Source organism: Enterococcus sp. DIV1304_2 (genome assembly GCF_050555445.1).
Classification (GTDB): domain Bacteria; phylum Bacillota; class Bacilli; order Lactobacillales; family Enterococcaceae; genus Enterococcus_B; species Enterococcus_B pernyi.
The window spans coordinates 1,267,143-1,287,200 of record NZ_CP187851.1; the positions used below are offsets into that span (position 1 = coordinate 1,267,143).

A 20,058-nucleotide genomic window follows, 5' to 3' on the forward strand; every position below is an offset into this window, starting at 1 on the left:
AATGTTAGTATCATATAAATGGTTGAATCAATACGTTGATTTATCAAATGTGACACCGCAAGAACTTGCAGACAAAATGTCAGTCACAGGAATCGAAGTCGAAGGTGTGACTGTACCTGAAGAAGGGTTGAAAAAAATCGTTGTCGGAGAAGTGAAGGAATGTATTCCACATCCTGATTCGGATCATCTATCGATTTGTCAAGTCGACATCGGCGAAGAGGAATTATCACAAATCGTTTGTGGCGCACCGAACGTCAAAGCAGGAATCAAAGTCATCGTGGCTTTACCAAATTCACGGATTGCGGGCAATGTCAAAATCAAAAAAGGCAAGATGCGCGGACAAGTTTCGAATGGGATGATCTGTGCCTTACAAGAAATCGGTTATTCTGACAGTGTCGTACCGAAAGAATATTCAGAAGGCATCTACTATTTGCCACAAGAAGCGGTCAATGGAGAACCAGTCTTTTCTTATCTAGATATGGACGATGCTATCATCGAATTATCGATCACACCTAACCGTGCCGATGCGTTATCAATGAGAGGTGTGGCGTACGAAGTTGGCGCGATCTACCGCCAAACACCGACATTCAATGATGAAAAGTTAGTAGAAGTTGAACGTAAAGCTTCAGAGAAAATTGCGGTAAAAGTAGAAGACGAAGAATTAGTACCAGCATACCAAATCCGTATCATTGAAAACGTCAAGATCCAACCGAGTCCACAATGGCTACAAAATATCTTGATGAATGAAGGAATCCGACCAATCAATAACGTCGTTGATATCACAAACTATATCTTATTATTGTTCGGTCAACCGTTACATGCATTTGACTATGATAAGTTAGGTTCAGAAGAAATCGTGGTGCGTCATGCAGCAGAAGAAGAGAACATCGTGACGTTAGATGGCGAAACGCGTACATTGACTTCAGAAGACTTGGTCATCACGAATGGACAAGTGCCAGTGGCTTTAGCTGGGGTAATGGGGGGACTAGACTCAGAGATCACGGGAACAACGACAACCGTTGCGTTAGAATCCGCTCTATTCGACCCAATCTCAATTCGTCGCACAGCAAAACGTTTCAATTTACGTAGTGAATCATCTGCGCGCTTTGAAAAAGGCATCAATAAAGGAACCGTCGGCGAAGCAAGTGATGTTGCAGCGGCGATGATCGTTGCTTTAGCAGGAGGAGAAGTGTTACAAGGAGCGGTCAAAGGTTCTGAGTATCAAGCGAAAGAAGTCGAAGTACAGATCACATTGAACCGCATCAACCATTACCTTGGCACAACGTTAAGTGTCGCTGAAGTAAGTGAGATCTTTGAAGCATTAGGATTCGGCTATCAAGTCGATGGAGAAACTTATACTGTCGTTGTGCCTCCAAGACGTTGGGATATCCAGATCGAAGCAGACATCATCGAAGAAGTTGCACGTATTTATGGGTATGATCGTTTGCCTTCAACGTTACCGAGCGGCGAAACAGTTGCAGGTAGTTTGACACAAGAACAAGCGACAACACGGAAGATCCGTACATTACTTGAAGGCAGTGGTCTAACTGAAGCCATTAGTTATGCATTGACAACGGAAGATAAATCTCGTCAATTCGCTTTGAAAGAAACAGCCATCACTCGCTTGGATTGGCCGATGAGTGAAGACCGTTCTGTCTTACGTATGAACTTGATCAGTGGTCTTTTGGATAACGTCCAATACAATACAGCACGTAAAAATGCAGATATCGCATTTTATGAAGTGGGTCGCGTCTTCTATCAAGAAAACGATCCGTTGACACATCTGCCACAAGAAGTCACTCACGTAGCTCTTGCGGTGTCTGGCACATGGGAAGAAAAGAGTTGGCAAAGTAAGCCTCAAGCGGTTGATTTCTTTACAGTAAAAGGCATATTAGAGAATGTATTCGAACAACTTTCCATCAATGAGGAAATCACTTATCAAGCGTTGACAACGATCGATGAACTTCATCCAGGTCGTACAGCAGCCATTTATTTAGGTGAAACAATGATCGGGTTTGTTGGTCAAGTACATCCTATGACTGCTAAAGCTTATGATATTCCAGAAACGTATGTGGCAGAGTTTGATTTAGCGACAGTCGTAGAAGCATCGCAAAAAGGCATCACTTTCCGACCAGTCACAAAATTCCCAAGTGTGACGCGTGACATTGCCATGTTAGTAGCTGAACAAGTGACGAATCAAGAAATCGTTCGCACGATCCAATCAGCAGCTGGTCGATTCTTGACGAATGTGGAACTATTCGATGTCTATCAAGGAGCAAATATTGAATCAGGGCATAAATCAGTTGCCTATACGTTAAGCTTTGAAAATCCTGAAGCAACGTTGACGGATGAAGAAATCAACCAAGCAATGAGTAAGGTTGAAAAGGCGTTGACAGAAACAGTCGATGCAAGTATTCGTTAACCTTTAACAATAGAAGAAAAAAACTGGAACAAAAAATCATTCAATGATTTTTGTTCCAGTTTTATTTGTGTGATTACTTATTGAAATAATTGATGCCCATTGCCGCTTTCACTTCAGAAAGTGTGGCTGCCGCAACTTTAGCGGCTTCTTCACTACCATGACGTAAGATATCCATCACGGCTTGTGGGTCTTTCGCCAACTCTTCACGACGTGCGCGGATCGGTGCAAACTCTGCTTCTAATACGTCGATCAAGTAACGCTTGATTTTCACGTCACCTAGTCCACCACGACGATAGTGGGCTTTCATCTCTTCGATTGCTTCTTTGTCTGTACCAAAAACATCTAAGTAAGTAAAGACCATATTGCCTTCGACTTGTCCTGGATCTTGGACATGGATGTGATTTGGATCAGTATACATACTCATGACTTTTTTCTGTAAAACATCCGCAGGGTCAGAAATGTAGATGCCATTTCCTAATGATTTACTCATTTTTCCGTTCCCATCGATTCCAGGTAAACGACCCATTCCTTTAGGAGGGAAGACGCCTTTCGGCTCAACTAGCACATCACCGTAGGTATGATTGAAGCTTTGGACGATCTCTTGCGTTTGTTCCAACATTGGTTTTTGGTCTTCACCAACTGGGACTAGATTTGCTTTGAACGCAGTGATGTCAGCAGCTTGTGAGACAGGGTAGATAAAGAAGCCTGTAGGGACACTTTCGCCAAATTTCTTTTGCTCGATCTCTGTTTTAACAGTCGGGTTACGACGCACACGACCAACACTCACTAAGTTTAAGTAATACATTGTCAACTCAGCTAATTCAGGGATCTGTGACTGGATAAACAATGTTGATTTGGCAGGATCTAAACCGACCGATAAGTAATCTAAAGCAACTTCTAATACATTGGAAGACACTTTTTCAGGGTCTTTCGCATTGTCAGTCAAGGCTTGCATATCTGCGATCATTACGAACAACTGATTATTCTCATCCGCTTGCATTTCTACACGTTTTTTCAAAGACCCGACATAATGGCCTAAGTGTAGTTTGCCAGTAGGACGGTCTCCTGTTAAAATAATATTTTTCAAAAAAGAACACCTCTTTGTAATTTCTAAGACTAATACTTAATATCTTACCGTTTTTTTGCAGAATTAACAACAGGATAAACCGAAAATCATTGAAAAAATCAGTTAGGAAATCGTTATTTATACAAATGGTAAAAGAAAACGAGTAAAGGAATTTTCTTGGAAACTTTACAAGTTGCTTCGCTTTCGGATATAATGTGTTCTATTATATATCTTTAAATGAAATCTTACTAAATAATAATGGGAGTGTAATGTTATGACAATGATTAAATTTGATAGCGTGGAAAAGTATTACGGCAAATTCCATGCGTTGAAAAACATCAATCTTGAGTTTGAAAAAGGGGAAGTTGTCGTTGTCATTGGTCCATCAGGATCAGGGAAAAGTACGATGCTTCGCTGTATCAACGGCTTGGAAACAATCACTTCAGGAAAGCTTTTGATCAATGATGTCGATATTCGCGATAAAAACACAAAATTGACGGAAATCAGAAAAAATGTCGGAATGGTCTTTCAACATTTTAATCTTTACCCCAATAAAACAGTTTTAGAAAACATCACATTGGCACCAATCAAAGTATTAAAACAAGATGAGGCAACTGCTGTAAAAAATGCGGAAAAGTTCTTAAAGACAGTCAACATGCTAGATAAAAAAGATTCCTATCCTTCCATGTTATCTGGTGGACAACAACAGCGTGTAGCGATTGCTCGCGGCTTAGCGATGAATCCCGAAATGCTGTTATTTGACGAGCCAACATCTGCCTTGGACCCAGAGATGATCGGCGATGTATTGGACGTAATGAAAAAATTGGCAAGAGATGGCATGTCCATGATCGTGGTCACCCACGAAATGGGCTTTGCGAAAGAAGTGGCAGATCGTGTCATTTTTATGGCGGATGGACAAGTATTAGAAGATAGTCGCGATGTACGTAATTTCTTCGATGATCCAAAAGAAGAACGTGCAAAACAATTTATCAGTAAAGTAATCAATCATTGATAGGAGGAACGATATGCGTAAGACAACATTCACTCGTTTATTATTTCTTTTTGGGCTAGTATTTCTAGTATTGAGCGGCTGTAAAGGTAGCAGTTTGGCAGAAAAAGATATTTTGACTCGTAGCAAAGAAACGAACGAGATCATTTGGGGTGTCAAATACGATACACGATTGTTTGGGATGATGGATATCGAAAGTCGCACAGTTCAAGGGTTTGATATCGATATCGCCAAAGCGATCACGAAAAAGATTTTAGGAGAGGATGGAAAAGCAGAGTTTGTCGAAGTTACTTCTAAAACAAGAATCCCTTTATTAAAAAATGGGAATATCGATGCGATCATTGCGACGATGACGATTACCGAAGAACGTAAAAAGCAAGTCGATTTCTCCTCTGTTTATTTTGACGCCGGACAATCATTGCTCGTTGAAAAGGGTAGTCCTATCAAAAGCGTAGAGGATCTAAACGCTGAAACGACTGTTCTAGCGGTAAAAGGCTCGACTTCAGCTGCCAACATCAGAGAACATGCACCTGATGCGCGGATCTTGGAGTTAGAGAACTATGCAGAAGCATTTACTGCTTTACAATCGGGGCAAGGTGATGCCATGACGACAGACAATGCAATCTTACTCGGGATGGCAGCGGAGAACCCTAGCTATGAATTAGCAGGAGGAACATTTACCGAAGAGCCTTATGGTATTGCAATCAACAAAGGACAAGAAAATTTCTTAGATGCAGTCAACCAAGCATTAGCAGAAATGGTTGAAGACGGCACCTACGATAAGATTTATGAAAAATGGTTCCCAGATACGACTCAGGGAAAAATTGATTAAGGAGGGAATACAATGAGTGAATTGATACAAACTTATGGGCCAGCCTTCCTTGATGGATTTAAAGTAACGATCCTATCAAGTGTCTTGGCACTTTTATTCAGTTTGATCATCGGAACGTTGATGGCGATTTTTCAATTGTCACACAATAAATGGATTCGTGGTTTAGCGAAAGCCTATGTTGAATTTTTTAGGAATATCCCGTTATTGATCATCGTGATGTTCTTCTATGTCGTATTACCACTTTATTGGATCAGCTTTGATGGTTTTCAAGCAGGAACGATCGGGCTGACGATCTATACTTCCGCATTTATTGCAGAAACCGTTCGTTCGGGCATTCAAACTGTGCCAAAAGGTCAAATGGAGGCTGGTCTTTCATCAGGATTTACTTACTCAGAGACGATGCGTTACATCGTATTGCCACAGGCATTTAAAATCGTTATCCCACCATTAGGCAATCAATTTATCAATTTGGTCAAAAATTCATCGATTTTAGCAATTGTTGCTGGTTTGGATATCATGTATCAAGGGGATTTGATCGCCAGTGAAACTTTCAACACGTTTGATACCTATATCATCGTCGGTTTATTTTACTTGATCATTACCTTACCATTGTCTTATTTGATGGTTTATCTTGAGAAAAAATGGGCAGTTCGTTCATAGAAAGGAGAATCTCAATGGATTTTAGTGGTGCATTTTCATGGATGAATATTCGCTTTTTACTGGAAGGACTAAAAGTAACGATCGAAGTTTCGCTCTTCTCCATCATTTTTAGTTTTCTGATCGGTGGGCTGACAGGTGTTCTTCGTTTTGCGAGTATTCCTTATTTATCAAAAATAGTAGGTTTGATTATCGACATCATTCGTAATCTGCCATTATTGCTGATCATCTTTTTCACTTATTTTGCTTTGCCGCAAATCGGTATCCAAATGAACATCTTTTGGTCAGCAGTTGCAGCATTGACGATTTTTGAATCTGCCATGTTATCAGAGATTTTCCGTGCAGGTTTGAATGCTGTGCCGAAAGGTCAGATGGAAGCAGGGCTTTCCACGGGATTAAGCTATGTGGAAACGATGCGTACGATCATCATGCCGCAAGCATTCAAGTCAATGATCCCTGCTATCGTCAGTCAGTTGATCTCGTTGATCAAAGACACTTCTTTAGCGGTGATCATCTCGTTGCCAGAATTGACACACCAAGCGCGGATCGTCTACGGTCAAAATACCAATTATGTCTTACCAATGTTCGTTATGATGACTTTCATGTATTTTGTCGTATGTTACGCACTTTCTTTACTTTCTTCTTACCTAGAAAGAAGAAAGTATAGTTATTAGTAGAAAAAATCGTATTTTACATGGGAATTAAGAAGGAATCCACGAAATTTTTTTTAAATTTTTTGTGGATTCCTTCTTACGTTATCCAAAAATTTTCATTGGAACACGTGTTGAGTCGTCATGTGGGAAAAGAGCAGGAAAGCAGATTGTAGGACTTGATAAATCACGTCAAAAAGTCCACAATATAGAAGGTAGAATTTTTTTGAAAAAGGATGATTCGATTGACAGATAAACGTCCGATCGGTTTTATTGATTCAGGAGTTGGCGGTCTTACAGTCGTCAAAGAAGCATTGAAGCAATTGCCGAATGAAAACATATTATACGTTGGCGATACCGCGCGCTGTCCATATGGACCAAGACCAGCAGAGCAAGTGATCGCTTATACATGGGAAATGACGAATTATTTAGTTGAAAAAGGCATAAAGATGCTTGTGATTGCCTGTAATACGGCAACTGCGGTCGCATTAGAAGAAATCAAAGCAACACTCTCGATTCCAGTGATCGGTGTGATTTTGCCAGGAACGAGAGCGGCAGTCAAACAAACGAAAAATCACCGAGTAGGGGTGATTGGAACAATTGGAACCGTCAAAAGTGCCGCTTACGAGACGGCCTTGCTGGATAAAGCACCCGAACTGAAAGTCACCAGCTTGGCGTGTCCAAAGTTTGTGTCAGTCGTAGAAAGTAAAGAATACCGATCATCAGTCGCTAAAAAAATCGTGGCCCAAACTTTGGCTCCATTAGAATTAAAAGGGATCGACACCTTGATTTTAGGTTGCACCCATTATCCACTCCTTCGCCCGATCATTCAGAATGTTATGGGGGATAAAGTCATGCTGATCGATTCAGGAGCAGAAACGATTGGCGAAGTTTCGATGTTACTTGACTATTTTGAAATCAGTAATTCACCACAAAATGGCCGAACGCTTTGTCAGTTTTATACGACAGGATCAGCTAAAATGTTCCATGAGATTGCCCAAGATTGGTTAGGATTAAAAGAACTGATCGTTGAATCGATTGATTTAGGAGGAAAAGAGCAATGATGCGTCATGACGGAAGAAATGTCCAAGATTTACGTAAAATCACGATTGAAACAAATGTGCTGAAGCATCCAGAAGGATCAGTTTTGATCAGCTTTGGCGATACGAAAGTGATTTGTGCGGCAACGGTTGAAGAGACAGTCCCCCCGTTTTTAAAAGGGACTGGTAAAGGATGGGTGACAGCAGAATACAGTATGTTGCCCCGCGCCACGAATACGAGAAATCGTCGTGAAAGCAGCAAAGGTAAGTTAAGTGGACGGACGATGGAGATCCAACGTTTGATCGGTCGTTCGTTGCGTGCGGTCGTCGATCTCGAGAAACTTGGTGAACGTAGTATCATCGTTGATTGTGACGTGATCCAAGCAGACGGTGGCACCCGAACAGCAAGTATTACCGGTGCATTTGTGGCTTTAAGATTAGCAATCGAAAAATTATTACAGGCAAAAGTGTTAGCGAATGATCCAATCAAAGAACATTTAGCCGCCATCAGTGTAGGGATTTTAGCTGATGGGACATGTGTGACTGATTTGGACTATCACGAAGACGTTGCAGCAGAAGTCGATATGAACTTAGTGATGACGGAATCGGGCAAATTTGTAGAAATCCAAGGGACAGGCGAAGAAGCTACCTTTGATGGTGAACAATTGAACGAAATGCTTGTTTATGGCAAAACAGCGATCGAATCACTGATTTTTGAACAAAAAAATGTTTTGTTGAGTGAATGGTCAGACACTACGCCTGAACCGACAGAAAAAACGATTGTGATTGCTACTCGAAACGCAGGGAAAGCAGAAGAATTCCGTTCCTTATTTGCGAAGGAAGGCTATACAGTCAAAACACTGTTCGATTATCCTGAGATACCTGATGTCGAAGAAACAGGTACAACATTCGAAGAAAACGCCCGTTTAAAAGCAGAAACGATTGCACAAGTATTGAATCAGCCAGTATTGGCGGATGACTCTGGCTTGAAAGTCGATGCGCTAGGTGGCAGACCAGGAGTTTATTCTGCTCGTTTTGCTGGCGAACACAAGAGTGATGCGGCAAATAACGCAAAACTGCTTTTTGAATTAACCGATGTAGCCGATGAAGAACGCACAGCGCAATTCCATTGTACATTGGTTTTCGCTGAACCAAATAAAGAAAGCCTAGTAGTGGAAGCAGAGTGGCCTGGACGAATTGGTCGGATACCTAAAGGCGAAAATGGCTTTGGCTATGACCCTTTATTCATTCCAGATGGTTATGCTCAAACAGCGGCAGAAATCTCAAGTGAAGACAAAAATAACCACAGTCACCGAGGCTTGGCCATGGCAAAACTAAGCCAAGTTTGGCAGGCATGGTTGGAAGGAGTGGAGTAGATGCGCTATTTAGTCGTTAGTGACAACCATGGGGATCGAGCAATCATAGAAGAATTACTCGCCCAATACCAAAATCAAGTCGATTATTTCTTTCATTGCGGTGATTCAGAACTTGACGCAACAGATGAAGTATGGGAAACCTATCTGGGTGTACAAGGGAATTGTGATTTCGGCACAGACTTTGAGACAAAACGAGTGGTAGATACTGGGCTTGATCGGGTATATATGACGCACGGCCATTTATCGAATGTCCGCTTTGGCTTGACTCAGTTAGCCCTTGAAGCAAAAGAACAACAAGCAACGATTGCTCTTTTTGGTCACACCCATCAACTAGGCTGTGAATTTGAACAAGGCATTTTGTTCTTGAATCCAGGAAGCATTTCCCAACCTCGAGGAATGATCCAAATCCCAGCTTACGCAATCATTGAAAGTACGAAAGAGACACTTGCTGTCCAATACTATAATCGATCACACAAAAAAATCGATAACATGGCATTTGAATATAAACGCTGACAAACAAACTCTAATTTTTGCTAAAAAAAGAAATGTTTGTATAGATTTTGCATCCGTTTTCGGTAAAATAGAGATATTGAAAGAATTTGAAATGGAGGGCCAATACATGATTGGACCAATTGTAAGAGAGTTATTACTGCAAAATCAAGAGACATTTTTGGTTCCAGCAGAAAACGTGGCAAATGTTATGTATCAACATCCGTTATCGCATGGACTATTAGTTTTATCGAAAGTTGGCTACACTAAAATCCCTGTGTTAGGGAAAGATGATCGCTTTGTTGGTTTAGTCAGTCTATCGAATGTTGTCAATAAGATGATGGACCTACAAACAATCAGTATGGAACCATTAGAAGGCCTAACAGTGGCTGATGTAATGGAAACCGATGTACCAACCATTGATGAAAATTGGGAACTAGAAGAAGTTCTTCATTTACTAGTGGATGCTTCGTTCTTGCCAGTTGTCACAGAGGATAAAGTATTCAAAGGAATCATCACACGAAAAGAGTTATTGAAAGCAGTCAATTACATGGTACACGAATTAGAACGTCAAAATATTGTATCACCTAAAATAGATGTAGATGATTTAAGAGAAAGAATCGATATCGTTAGTTAAAGGTAATTGATCCTACTCACAAAATAGAAAGACATAAAACAAATGAAGCGACGCCCAAAAGTTAGATTATATTTCTAACTTCTGGACGTCGCTTCATTTGTTGTATTAAGGAATGGCACGAGTGGGAATAAAGTTTGTCCTGAGAATCAAATAATTTAGTCATTTTAGACATTTTTCTAATGATTAAAAAAAGAGGTCAAACCTAAACACTTCTGTTCATTCGGTTTTAGATGGTAGGAGAGGGCTAATGTCCCACTCCCAGCGTAGACACTACATAAACTATTTCAACACGATCGGTGTATTTGGGATGCTGTAACCGGCAGCTGTCAGTTCTTTGACATATGAACTCAAAAATTCTTCTTTCAATTCGAACTGTTTACCATTTAAAACGTAACAAATCGTCCGAATCGCAAAGTTACTGTTGCCGATATCGACCAATCCAAAGATCGATGGCTCAGTTTGTAATTCCTCTTCGTATTTTACAGCTAACGTTTCATTAACTTTTTGAATGATCTCATAGATCTTATCATAGCCTTCTTCCGGAACGATCCGAATATCAAGAACGACTTGCATATTGGAACGAGAGAGGTTACTGATCGTTGTGATACTACGGTTTGGAATGAAGTGGACGGTGCCGTCAACACCTTTGAGTTGCAGTGTCCGGATACCAACGGATACCACGGTTCCTTCGATCGTAAGATTCGTTAATTTGACATAGTCGCCAACGTCCATTTGTTGTTCCATGATAATAAAGAAGCCAGTGATCACATCACTCATAAAGCCTTGTGCCCCTAAACCGATGGCTACTCCGGCAATCCCTGCTCCGGCTAATAGTGAACCAATCGGCACACCAATCACGGATAGGATGGCATAAATAAAGAAAAAGCCAATCGTATAATTGAAAATGGTATTTAAAAGACTTTGTAACGTTTTTAAGCGGCTACCGTTAAGAACGGTTTTTTTTGAATATTGTTTAAAAGATTTGTCGATCAAGTATTTACCGATTCGATTGATGAGTCCAAAAAGAATAATCAAAAAAATAAGGAATAATCCTTTTTGGATCATTGTAGAAAAAATCCCATCCCAATCAATATTATTCCAAAAACGTTGGAACGCATTGAGTTGACTGACCGCTTGATCGGTCAAATTTTCTCCGGTTGAGCTTGTTGTTTCTGCTGTTGCAATGAATGAAAACATAAAATCCCCTTTTCTAATTAGTCTCTTTTGTATTGTAACAAGAACAGCATAAAAATCAAAATAAATCATTAGATAAGCTACCAATCACACTTGCAATAACAAGTGGTTAAAATAAACGATGACAAATGGGAGAGATAGTGCTAAAATATTTCAAAACTGACGATTGGTGGTATGAACATGCAAATAGATTGGGATAACTTAGGATTTTCTTACATCAAAACACCTTGGCGCTTCGTTGCCAAATGGAAAGATGGAGAGTGGGAAAAAGGCGAATTGACTGAGGATAATTATCTGTCACTTCATGAAGGATCGCCCGCACTTCACTATGGCCAACAGTGCTTTGAAGGATTAAAGGCTTATCGCAGAAAAGATGGAAAGATCAATTTATTCCGTCCAGAGCAAAACAGTCGTCGCTTGAACCAGAGTGCCAGACGTTTATTGATGCCCATGGTTCCAGAAAAAATGTTTGTTGATGCAGTGAAAGAAGTCGTAAAGGCAAATGAATCCTTTGTGCCACCTTATGGTTCAGGAGCAACGTTATATTTACGTCCTTTCCTGATCGGGGTTGGAGAAAACATTGGTGTTCATCCAGCGCCTGAGTATGTGTTTGTTGTTTTCTGTACGCCTGTAGGAGCCTATTTCAAAGGTGGATTAAAACCAACGAACTTTATCGTTTCTGACTATGACCGAGCGGCACCTAATGGAACAGGAGCTGCCAAAGTAGGAGGGAACTACGCAGCAAGTCTATTACCAGGGACTGAAGCGAAAGAATTAAATTATTCAGATTGCGTTTACCTAGATCCAGCGACGCACACAAAAATTGAAGAAGTCGGCGCGGCGAATTTCTTTGGTATCACTAAAGACAACCAGTTCATCACACCGCAATCGCCTTCGATTTTACCAAGTATCACGAAGTATTCCTTGTTGCAGATTGCGGAAGAACGTTTGGGGCTTAAAGCAGTTGAGGGAGATATCTACATCGATCAACTTGATCAATTTGCAGAAGCAGGTGCGTGTGGAACCGCAGCGGTGATTTCACCAATTGGTGGAATCTACTATAAAAATGATTTACATGTCTTTTACAGTGAGACAGAAGTAGGACCAGTAACTAAGCGCTTATATGAAGAATTGACGGGTATCCAGTTTGGGGATATCGAAGCACCAGATGGTTGGATCGAAGTCGTCGAATAATGACTTGCTGTAAAAATAACTACAAAAAAATCAGCTCTCACATTGGAGGGCTGATTTTTTATTGGATCAAGATAAGTGAACACCTTTATCTACGTAAATGATATCACCGATGATCCCGCTAGATAGGGGGCTGATCAAAAAGGCACAAGTATTTCCGACTTCTTCGATCGTCACACCTTGTTGATCGGGGGTGCGTGATTCGGATAACTCGATCAATTTTTGGTAATCCTTCACACCAGTCACGGCTAACGTTTTGATCGCACCAGCAGAGATCCCATTGACACGGATTCCTTTAGGTGAGAATTCAGCGGCTAAGTAGCGAATGGCAGCTTCTAGTGAAGCTTTCGCGATGCCCATCATATTATAGTTAGGGATCGCTCGTTGTGAACCAAGATAAGACATACTTACGATCCCACTGTTAGGAGCTAAGTACTTTTGGGCATACTTCGATACAGCGATCAATGAATAGCTACTGATGTCTTGTGCTAATTGATAACCATCTCTTGAAATATCAGAAACGTTACCTGAAAGCTCTTCTTTGTTGGCATAAGCAACAGCGTGGACCAAACCATGGATCTCACCGGCATATTCACCAATCGTATCCATCGCTTTTTCGATGCTCTCATCGCTAGCGACATCACACTCTACAGTGAAGGCATCTTCACCGACTAATTTGACTAACGATTTCTTCATCCGTTCATTTTGGTACGTATAGATGATCTCAGCGCCTTGTTGCATCATTGCTTCCGCACAACCCCAAGCAATACTGCGTTTATTCGCAACACCCATGATCACGATTTTTTTTCCTTCTAAAAAAGACATATAGACACTCCTTTGATTCAATAAAAGTTTTGTTTGACGATAATATAAGTGCAAAAAAATAACTTCTTGATTTCTTATTATTCAGTAAAATGCTTTGATTGTCAAACTATTTTTTTGATGAATAAAAAATGATTGCCAAATAATCAAGAATATGATACTTTGATAATCAAAGTATTGATTACGGCTATTGCCCGAAAGAAGGAGTAAACTATGTCATACGCATTATCAGCAACGGAAGTAATGGATCTTATTCCAAACCGTTACCCAATTTGTTACATCGATTACGTGGATTCGATCGATTCAGGAAAGAAGATCATTGCAACAAAAAATGTAACGATCAATGAAGATTTTTTCCAAGGGCATTTCCCTGACAATCCGGTCATGCCAGGAGCGTTGATTCTAGAAACCCTTGCACAAGCAGGTTCGATCTTGATTTTAAAATCAGAAGAGTTCCTAGGGAAACGTGCGTATATCGGTGGGATCAACAAAGCAAAATTCCGCCAAAAAGTCGTTCCTGGGGATGTGATGAAGTGTCATTTTGAGATCATCAAAATGAAAGGACCTGTAGGGACTGCGATTTCTGAAGCTTTTGTTGACGATACAAAAGTGTGTGAATGTGAATTTACATTTATCGTCAATGAGCAAGCATAAAGATAAAAATAAACTTTAGGAACCCATAGAGCGGTTCTAAAAATATCAATAGATATGGCAATAGGGGAGCGGAAAGCAGCTTTCCACAAAAAAAGAATCATCTTCTGAATAGTTTTCTATTCTTGGATGGTCTTTTTTTGTCTATCTAAGACTGTTTTGAAAATGTTAAGTTTTACTAAAGGTAAAAATGAAAACAACTATTTTTTAGCGAAAATATAAAAAATAGTTGTAAAGTCTCAGCCATCAAAATTTTTTTAATTAAAAAAAGGGAGTGGGACATTCGTTCACCTCTCCCACCTATAACCGAATAAACGGCGGGAACAAAAAAGTAACCTCTTCGAAAATAAGGCGCCATCCACAAAAATTTGAAATACAATTTTCGTGGATGGCGCCTTATTTCTCGAGGCTGAACACTTCTGTCCCCACCTCATTTGATGTTTCAGTAGAAAGTGATCAAATGTGTGTTTATTTTGCTTCCTGTAAGATGTTGATTTTTTCGATCTTCACATCTTCTGTTGGCTTATCTGAGCTATCTGTTTCGACAGCAGCAATAGCATCAACAACGTCCATTCCTTCAACGACTTGACCAAAGACCGTATATTCACCATCTAAACTAGGGTAGCCGCCGTTTTTGTAGGCGTCAATAATGGCTTGTGGGTAATCATCTTTCAATAAACCATCATGCATATCATCAGAGTTTTGTACGATGAAGAATTGGCTACCATTACTATTCGGGTCTTGTGTACGAGCCATTGAAAGGGCGCCGCGGATGTTATACAGTTGGTTTGAGATCTCCGTTTCGAAACCTTCTCCCCAAATACTTTCTCCGCCAGTTCCGTTCCCTTCAGGATCGCCACCTTGGATCATAAAGTCTTGGATGACACGATGGAAAGTGACGCCATCGTAATAGCCATCTTTAGCATGAGTCATAAAGTTCTCCACAGCTTTTGGTGCAAGCTCTGGGAATAGTTTGATCTTGATTGTTCCTTTAGTTGTGACCATTTCAACTAGATCTTCGTTATCAGCGACTTCTGTATTCAATTGAGGTAACTCTAAAGAATTTAAATCGATGCTTTCTACAGTGCTAGTCTCTGTTGTTTTTTCTGTAGATTCTTTCGTACTTGAAGAGGCGGTATCTGAACCGTTCGACGTACAACCAGCTGCAAATAATAGCGTTGCAGCCATACTCATAGTTAAAAATAATTTTTTGTGTTTCATAAGTAATTCCTTTCTTTTTTTGTTCGTTGTTATCTTTAATGATAGCAAATTATCAGATAAATACCTACACTTTTTCGAACAATAAGCGAAATTATTTAATAAATAGCAAAAGGTGTAGACCATTTGAAAGCGGTTTGTTATAATGTAAGTGGATACAAAAACGCACATCCAGGAGGGTATCAACACATGGGAAAATTAGGAATTTCAATTTATCCTGAACGTTCAACGTTTGAAAAGGACAAAGAATATTTAGATTTAGCACATAAATACGGATTTAAACGTGTATTCACAAGTTTATTACAAATTGCAGACGATAAAGAAAAAGTCTTAGCAGACTTTAAAAAGGTAGTCGATTATGCCAATCAATTAGAGATGGAAGTCATGGTGGATATCAATCCAGCATTATTTGAACAGTTAGAGATCTCATATGATGATCTATCGTTCTTTGATGAGATGGGCGCCGACGGCATTCGTCTTGATATTGGATTTACTGGAGCTGAAGAAGCAAAAATGACTCGTAATCCATACAATATCAAAATCGAGATCAACATGAGTTCAGGTACGAATTATGTTGACAATATCATGAGCTATTCGCCGAACACAGATAACTTATTAGGTTCACATAACTTCTACCCTCATCGTTATTCCGGCTTAGGCTATGAACATTTTGTTGCTTGTTCGGAGAAATTCCGTAAATATAATTTGAATACGATGGCTTTCGTAAATTCACAAACTGCTGACTTTGGTCCATGGCCGACTCAAGACGGACTTTGCTCATTAGAAGACCATCGTGATCTTGAGATCGCAACACAAGTCAAACACCTGATGTTGACAGGTTTGATCGATGATATCTCTGTAGGGAATGCTTATGCGAGTGAAGAGGAATTACGCGCAATGTCTGAAGCCTTCTTTGCAAGTTATCCTACATTAAAAGTGGATGTAGCAGACGATATCACAGAAGACGAACGTATTTGTCTATTCGACAACCTTCATAGTTATCGTGGGGATCGCTCAGAGTATATCTTGCGTTCAACGATGACACGTATCTATTACAAAGACAAACCATTCCCAGCGCATAATACGAAAGATATGACCCGTGGGGATGTATTGATCGATAACGTTGGCTATGGTCAATATAAAGGCGAAACACAAATTGCCTTAAAAGAAATGAAGAATGATGGACGTGTGAACGTCGTCGGACGTATCTCAGACGATGAGTTATTCTTACTTGATTTCTTGAAACCATGGTCAAACTTCAAGTTGATCGAAAGCAAATAATTGTGTAATTATAAATATTGAAAAGCCCCGTAAAGCGATCAGAGCTTTACGGGGCTTTTCAATGACGATTATTATTTATTCTAGATTGCATCACACGTCCTCTTTGTTTATACTAATTTTAGATAGTATATCAATGTAAAAGCAAGGAAGGTATAAGATGAAACTTTGGATCAAAATTTTAATCGGCGTGACATTACTCGTGACAGTCGTATTAGTCTTTGCGGGTAATTATTTTTATAACTATGCCGTTGTTCCTTCAGAAAAAGACTTTTTAGAAGGCGATACTCCTGGCACAACAAAAACAAATGAAGAATCGAGTGCACAATCTTGGTTTGCGAACCCTGACAATCGTAAAGAGTGGCAACAGACATCTACGGATGGGTTGAAGCTATCAGCCATTTATCTACCAGCAACAGACAGTCATAAGACGGCGATTGTGGCTCATGGATATATGGGCAATGCAGAAACGATGGCAAATTACGCAAAGATGTTCCATGATCTTGGCTATAACGTATTAGTACCTGATGCGCGTGGACACGGAAAAAGTGAAGGGGATTATATCGGCTTTGGCTGGCACGAACGGAAAGATTATGTGAAATGGATCGATCAAGTGCTTGAAACAAACGGTCAATCGGAAGAAATCGTTCTATACGGTATTAGTATGGGGGCAGCGACGGTGATGATGACTAGCGGAGAATCACTGCCTACAAATGTTAAAGCGATCATCGAAGATTGCGGTTATTCCTCTGTTAACGAAGAATTGGCTTATCAGCTCAATGAATTATTTAGCTTACCACCGTTCCCACTGATCCAAGTAACCAGTTTGATGACAAAAATCAGAGCCGGCTATTTCTTTGGGGAAGCTGATGCGATCAAACAATTAGAAAAAAACCAATTACCGATGCTGTTTATCCATGGGGATGCGGATACCTTTGTTCCTTATGAAATGTTGGACAAAGTCTACCAAGCGACGAACGGACCAAAAGAAAAATATATCGTCCCAGGAGCAGAGCATGCCAAAGCATATTCGATCGATCCTGAGAATTATCAAAAGACTGTAAGTAGTTTCCTAGAAAAATATGTAAAATAACTGTTGTGACCAAAGTGTTTCTTAAAGAACTTTAAGAACTTTCTTGAAACTTTTGGTCACAACGTTTTATTTTGTCTCCATTCGTTCTTGCAGTAAAATAAAGAAAGAGTCAGGTATTTCCGTGAAACTTTCAGTTTAATGATGGACAAACGGGCCATTCACCGATAAAATAGACAGGACTTGTGTTTATTGTGGAAATTCAGGTAGTCAGTATAGTTAGAATAGATAAAAGGAAATAGGAGGACGATAATATGTCCATGTTTTTAGATCAAGTAACAATCGACGTGAAGGCTGGTAAAGGCGGAGACGGGATGGTTGCGTTTCGTAGAGAAAAATATGTACCTGATGGAGGACCGGCTGGTGGTGATGGCGGTCAAGGAGGCGATGTGATCTTAGTCGTTGATGAAGGCTTACGCACGTTGATGGACTTCCGTTTCAACCGTCACTTTAAGGCTCAGCCCGGTGAAAATGGCATGAGTAAAGGGATGCATGGACGTGGTTCTGATGATACGTATGTCAAAGTCCCTCAAGGAACAACTGTACGTGATGCAGAAACAGGGGCACTCTTAGGAGATTTGATCGAAGATGGTCAGACATTGGTAGTAGCAAAAGGTGGCCGCGGCGGTCGCGGAAATATCCGTTTTGCTTCTCCAAGAAACCCTGCCCCGGAAATTGCTGAAAACGGCGAACCCGGCCAAGAACGTAAAATCGAATTAGAATTAAAAGTACTAGCAGACGTAGGTCTCGTAGGTTTTCCTTCGGTTGGGAAATCGACCTTGCTTTCTGTGATCTCTTCGGCAAGACCAAAAATCGGTGCGTATCATTTTACTACCCTTGTGCCAAATCTAGGAATGGTCACTACAAGTGACGGACGTAGTTTTGCAGCGGCGGATCTTCCAGGACTGATCGAAGGAGCTTCACAAGGCGTCGGATTAGGCACACAATTTTTGCGTCATATCGAGCGTACTCGTGTCATTTTGCATGTCATTGATATGAGTGGAATGGAAGGGCGCGATCCTTATGAAGATTACTTGGCGATCAACCATGAGTTGTCTTCTCATAACCTGCGCTTGTTAGAGCGTCCACAGATCATTGTAGCAAATAAAATGGATATGCCAGATGCAGAAGAAAATCTAGTGAAATTCAAAGAACAATTAAATAAAAACAAAGAAGATGAATTTGCCGATGACCTGCCGGTATTCCCAATCTCCGGTGTGACTCGTAAAGGACTGGATGCGTTACTGAATGCGACAGCTGATCTATTAGAAGTAACACCAGAATTCCCATTATACGAGGAAGAGATCGAAGAAGAAACTGTGCACTATGGTTTCAATCCAGAAGGTCCTGAATTTACGATCGATCGTGAACCAGATGCGACATGGGTATTGTCAGGTGAGAAGATCGAGAAGTTATTCCAAATGACTAACTTTGACCACGATGAAACGGTGATGCGTTTTGCTCGCCAATTACGTGGGATGGGTGTCGATGAAGCCTTGCGTGCTAGAGGTGCAAAAGATGGTGACTTGGTCCGCATTGGTGAGTTTGAGTTTGAATTTGTCGAATAATTTTTTGGTACACCACATATCTAGGTGACTAGGTAGTCGTTCAGCTCCAAGTAGTAAGGCGAAATTTGAGAAAATAATCGTTCATTTTTTCAAGTTTTGGCTTACTCTCTTAGGAGTAGTTTTTTTAAAACGTTTATCAGATTTTAGGAGTTGACGAATGTCATACTCCTTTTTTTGTATACTGCGTTATTTTTTAAAGGTTTTCCCTTTTATTTTTGTTTATTCCAAGGTACACTAAAAGAAAATGAGAAAGAGGCGATCTCCATGAGCAAACGAGTGATCATATTGAATTTTGAGTTAGAAAGTCAAGCTTACCAAGCATTTTCCGAAATCAAGAAGCTTCACATGACGAGAGCGATCAAAGGCGAACAAATGGCGGTCATCAGCCATCAATCTAATGGCGCCCATCAATTCAAAATTGAAGACTTTTTAGATTTTACTGGCAATAATAAATCCTCTAAAGGTGGTCTGATCGGGATGCTAGTTGGCGTTTTAGGTGGCCCATTAGGGATCTTACTAGGATGGTTTGCAGGCGGAATGATCGGTGCCAGCCAAGATGCGAAGGAAATCAAAGATGCACAAACGGTGTTTGATTTTGTCGGTAATAAGATCGGTGAAGGCGCAACCGGTCTGATCTTGATCGCAGAAGAAGAGGACAACCGACCATTGAATCAACTTGTGATGATGGAATTAGGTGGAGAAATCACTCGATTGGATTATGAAGAAGTAGAACAAGACGTTCATGATGCAACTGAGGTAGAAAAACATGCAAAAGAAACAGCGCAGAAAAATTGGGATGAAAAGCACAAAAAGCCAACCGATAGCTCAGAGGATACTACGCCTTCTGAATAACGATAAAAAGAATGGA

19 protein-coding genes are annotated in these 20,058 nt (G+C 40.4%); 15 read left to right on the top strand and 4 right to left on the bottom strand.

Annotated features, from left to right (window positions below; genetic code table 11):
- Position 1: 1 nt before the first annotated feature.
- Entirely contained in the window at positions 2-2,422 is a 2,421-nt protein-coding gene (gene pheT, locus IGJ14_RS06020) for a phenylalanine--tRNA ligase subunit beta (RefSeq protein ID WP_195274471.1), read from the top strand.
- Between the two features lie 73 nt (positions 2,423-2,495).
- Here pheT and trpS read toward each other — a convergent pair whose 3' ends face one another.
- A complete protein-coding gene (gene trpS, locus IGJ14_RS06025) occupies positions 2,496-3,509 on the bottom strand; it encodes a tryptophan--tRNA ligase (RefSeq protein ID WP_108144721.1) in 1,014 nt (337 codons plus the stop codon).
- Positions 3,510-3,762: 253 nt separating this feature from the next.
- Here trpS and IGJ14_RS06030 point away from each other — a divergent pair, with 253 nt between their 5' ends.
- The 8 genes from IGJ14_RS06030 (at position 3,763) to cbpB (ending at position 10,178) form a co-directional block, all read left to right on the top strand.
- On the top strand, positions 3,763-4,500 hold the full coding sequence (locus IGJ14_RS06030) for an amino acid ABC transporter ATP-binding protein (RefSeq protein WP_010735594.1): 738 nt from the start codon (positions 3,763-3,765) through the stop codon (positions 4,498-4,500).
- A gap of 13 nt (positions 4,501-4,513) precedes the next feature.
- Positions 4,514-5,329, top strand: a complete 816-nt coding sequence (locus IGJ14_RS06035) for a transporter substrate-binding domain-containing protein (RefSeq protein WP_019724510.1) — start codon at positions 4,514-4,516, stop codon at positions 5,327-5,329.
- A 12-nt stretch (positions 5,330-5,341) separates the two neighbouring features.
- The gene (locus tag IGJ14_RS06040; RefSeq protein ID WP_023519564.1) at positions 5,342-5,989 is read left to right on the top strand and encodes an amino acid ABC transporter permease; all 648 of its coding nucleotides are present in this window, start codon (positions 5,342-5,344) and stop codon (positions 5,987-5,989) included.
- A 14-nt stretch (positions 5,990-6,003) separates the two neighbouring features.
- Positions 6,004-6,660 carry an amino acid ABC transporter permease gene (locus tag IGJ14_RS06045; RefSeq protein WP_010735591.1) on the top strand — a complete coding sequence of 219 codons (657 nt, stop codon included), beginning with the start codon at positions 6,004-6,006 and terminating at the stop codon, positions 6,658-6,660.
- Positions 6,661-6,872: 212 nt separating this feature from the next.
- Positions 6,873-7,700 (top strand): glutamate racemase, encoded by an 828-nt coding sequence (gene racE, locus IGJ14_RS06050; RefSeq protein WP_019724592.1) that lies wholly within the window; start codon positions 6,873-6,875, stop codon positions 7,698-7,700.
- A complete protein-coding gene (rph, locus tag IGJ14_RS06055; protein WP_430608472.1) occupies positions 7,700-9,052 on the top strand; it encodes a ribonuclease PH in 1,353 nt (450 codons plus the stop codon). The genes racE and rph overlap by 1 nt, the downstream gene beginning before the upstream one ends.
- On the top strand, positions 9,053-9,565 hold the full coding sequence (locus IGJ14_RS06060) for a metallophosphoesterase (protein WP_195274473.1): 513 nt from the start codon (positions 9,053-9,055) through the stop codon (positions 9,563-9,565).
- Positions 9,566-9,671: 106 nt separating this feature from the next.
- Positions 9,672-10,178, top strand: a complete 507-nt coding sequence (gene cbpB, locus IGJ14_RS06065; RefSeq protein ID WP_010735587.1) for a cyclic-di-AMP-binding protein CbpB — start codon at positions 9,672-9,674, stop codon at positions 10,176-10,178.
- 279 nt (positions 10,179-10,457) lie between these two features.
- On the opposite strand, the gene IGJ14_RS06070 is transcribed toward cbpB, so the two are convergent.
- Positions 10,458-11,375: a mechanosensitive ion channel family protein gene (locus IGJ14_RS06070; RefSeq protein WP_010735586.1), complete on the bottom strand. Its 918-nt coding sequence runs from the start codon at positions 11,373-11,375 to the stop codon at positions 10,458-10,460.
- Positions 11,376-11,552: 177 nt separating this feature from the next.
- On the opposite strand from IGJ14_RS06070, the gene IGJ14_RS06075 reads away from it, so the two are divergent.
- Positions 11,553-12,566 carry a branched-chain amino acid aminotransferase gene (locus IGJ14_RS06075; protein ID WP_195274477.1) on the top strand — a complete coding sequence of 338 codons (1,014 nt, stop codon included), beginning with the start codon at positions 11,553-11,555 and terminating at the stop codon, positions 12,564-12,566.
- 66 nt (positions 12,567-12,632) lie between these two features.
- On the opposite strand, the gene fabI is transcribed toward IGJ14_RS06075, so the two are convergent.
- Positions 12,633-13,388 (bottom strand): enoyl-ACP reductase FabI, encoded by a 756-nt coding sequence (gene fabI / locus IGJ14_RS06080; protein ID WP_010735584.1) that lies wholly within the window; start codon positions 13,386-13,388, stop codon positions 12,633-12,635.
- Positions 13,389-13,598: 210 nt separating this feature from the next.
- Between fabI and fabZ the strand changes: the two genes are divergently transcribed.
- Positions 13,599-14,039: a 3-hydroxyacyl-ACP dehydratase FabZ gene (fabZ, locus tag IGJ14_RS06085; protein ID WP_071867813.1), complete on the top strand. Its 441-nt coding sequence runs from the start codon at positions 13,599-13,601 to the stop codon at positions 14,037-14,039.
- Between the two features lie 465 nt (positions 14,040-14,504).
- Here the strand turns inward: fabZ and IGJ14_RS06090 are convergent, their stop codons facing one another.
- A complete protein-coding gene (locus IGJ14_RS06090) occupies positions 14,505-15,257 on the bottom strand; it encodes a peptidylprolyl isomerase (RefSeq protein WP_065095902.1) in 753 nt (250 codons plus the stop codon).
- A 186-nt stretch (positions 15,258-15,443) separates the two neighbouring features.
- On the opposite strand from IGJ14_RS06090, the gene IGJ14_RS06095 reads away from it, so the two are divergent.
- The 4 genes from IGJ14_RS06095 to IGJ14_RS06110 all read left to right on the top strand — a co-directional run bounded on the left by IGJ14_RS06095 (position 15,444) and on the right by IGJ14_RS06110 (position 20,042).
- Positions 15,444-16,535 (top strand): DUF871 domain-containing protein, encoded by a 1,092-nt coding sequence (locus IGJ14_RS06095; protein WP_108144624.1) that lies wholly within the window; start codon positions 15,444-15,446, stop codon positions 16,533-16,535.
- A gap of 157 nt (positions 16,536-16,692) precedes the next feature.
- A complete protein-coding gene (locus IGJ14_RS06100) occupies positions 16,693-17,625 on the top strand; it encodes an alpha/beta hydrolase (RefSeq protein ID WP_034689256.1) in 933 nt (310 codons plus the stop codon).
- A 251-nt stretch (positions 17,626-17,876) separates the two neighbouring features.
- A complete protein-coding gene (gene obgE / locus IGJ14_RS06105) occupies positions 17,877-19,190 on the top strand; it encodes a GTPase ObgE (protein WP_104776808.1) in 1,314 nt (437 codons plus the stop codon).
- 264 nt (positions 19,191-19,454) lie between these two features.
- Positions 19,455-20,042: a hypothetical protein gene (locus IGJ14_RS06110; protein ID WP_023519572.1), complete on the top strand. Its 588-nt coding sequence runs from the start codon at positions 19,455-19,457 to the stop codon at positions 20,040-20,042.
- The last annotated feature ends 16 nt before the right edge of the window (positions 20,043-20,058 follow it).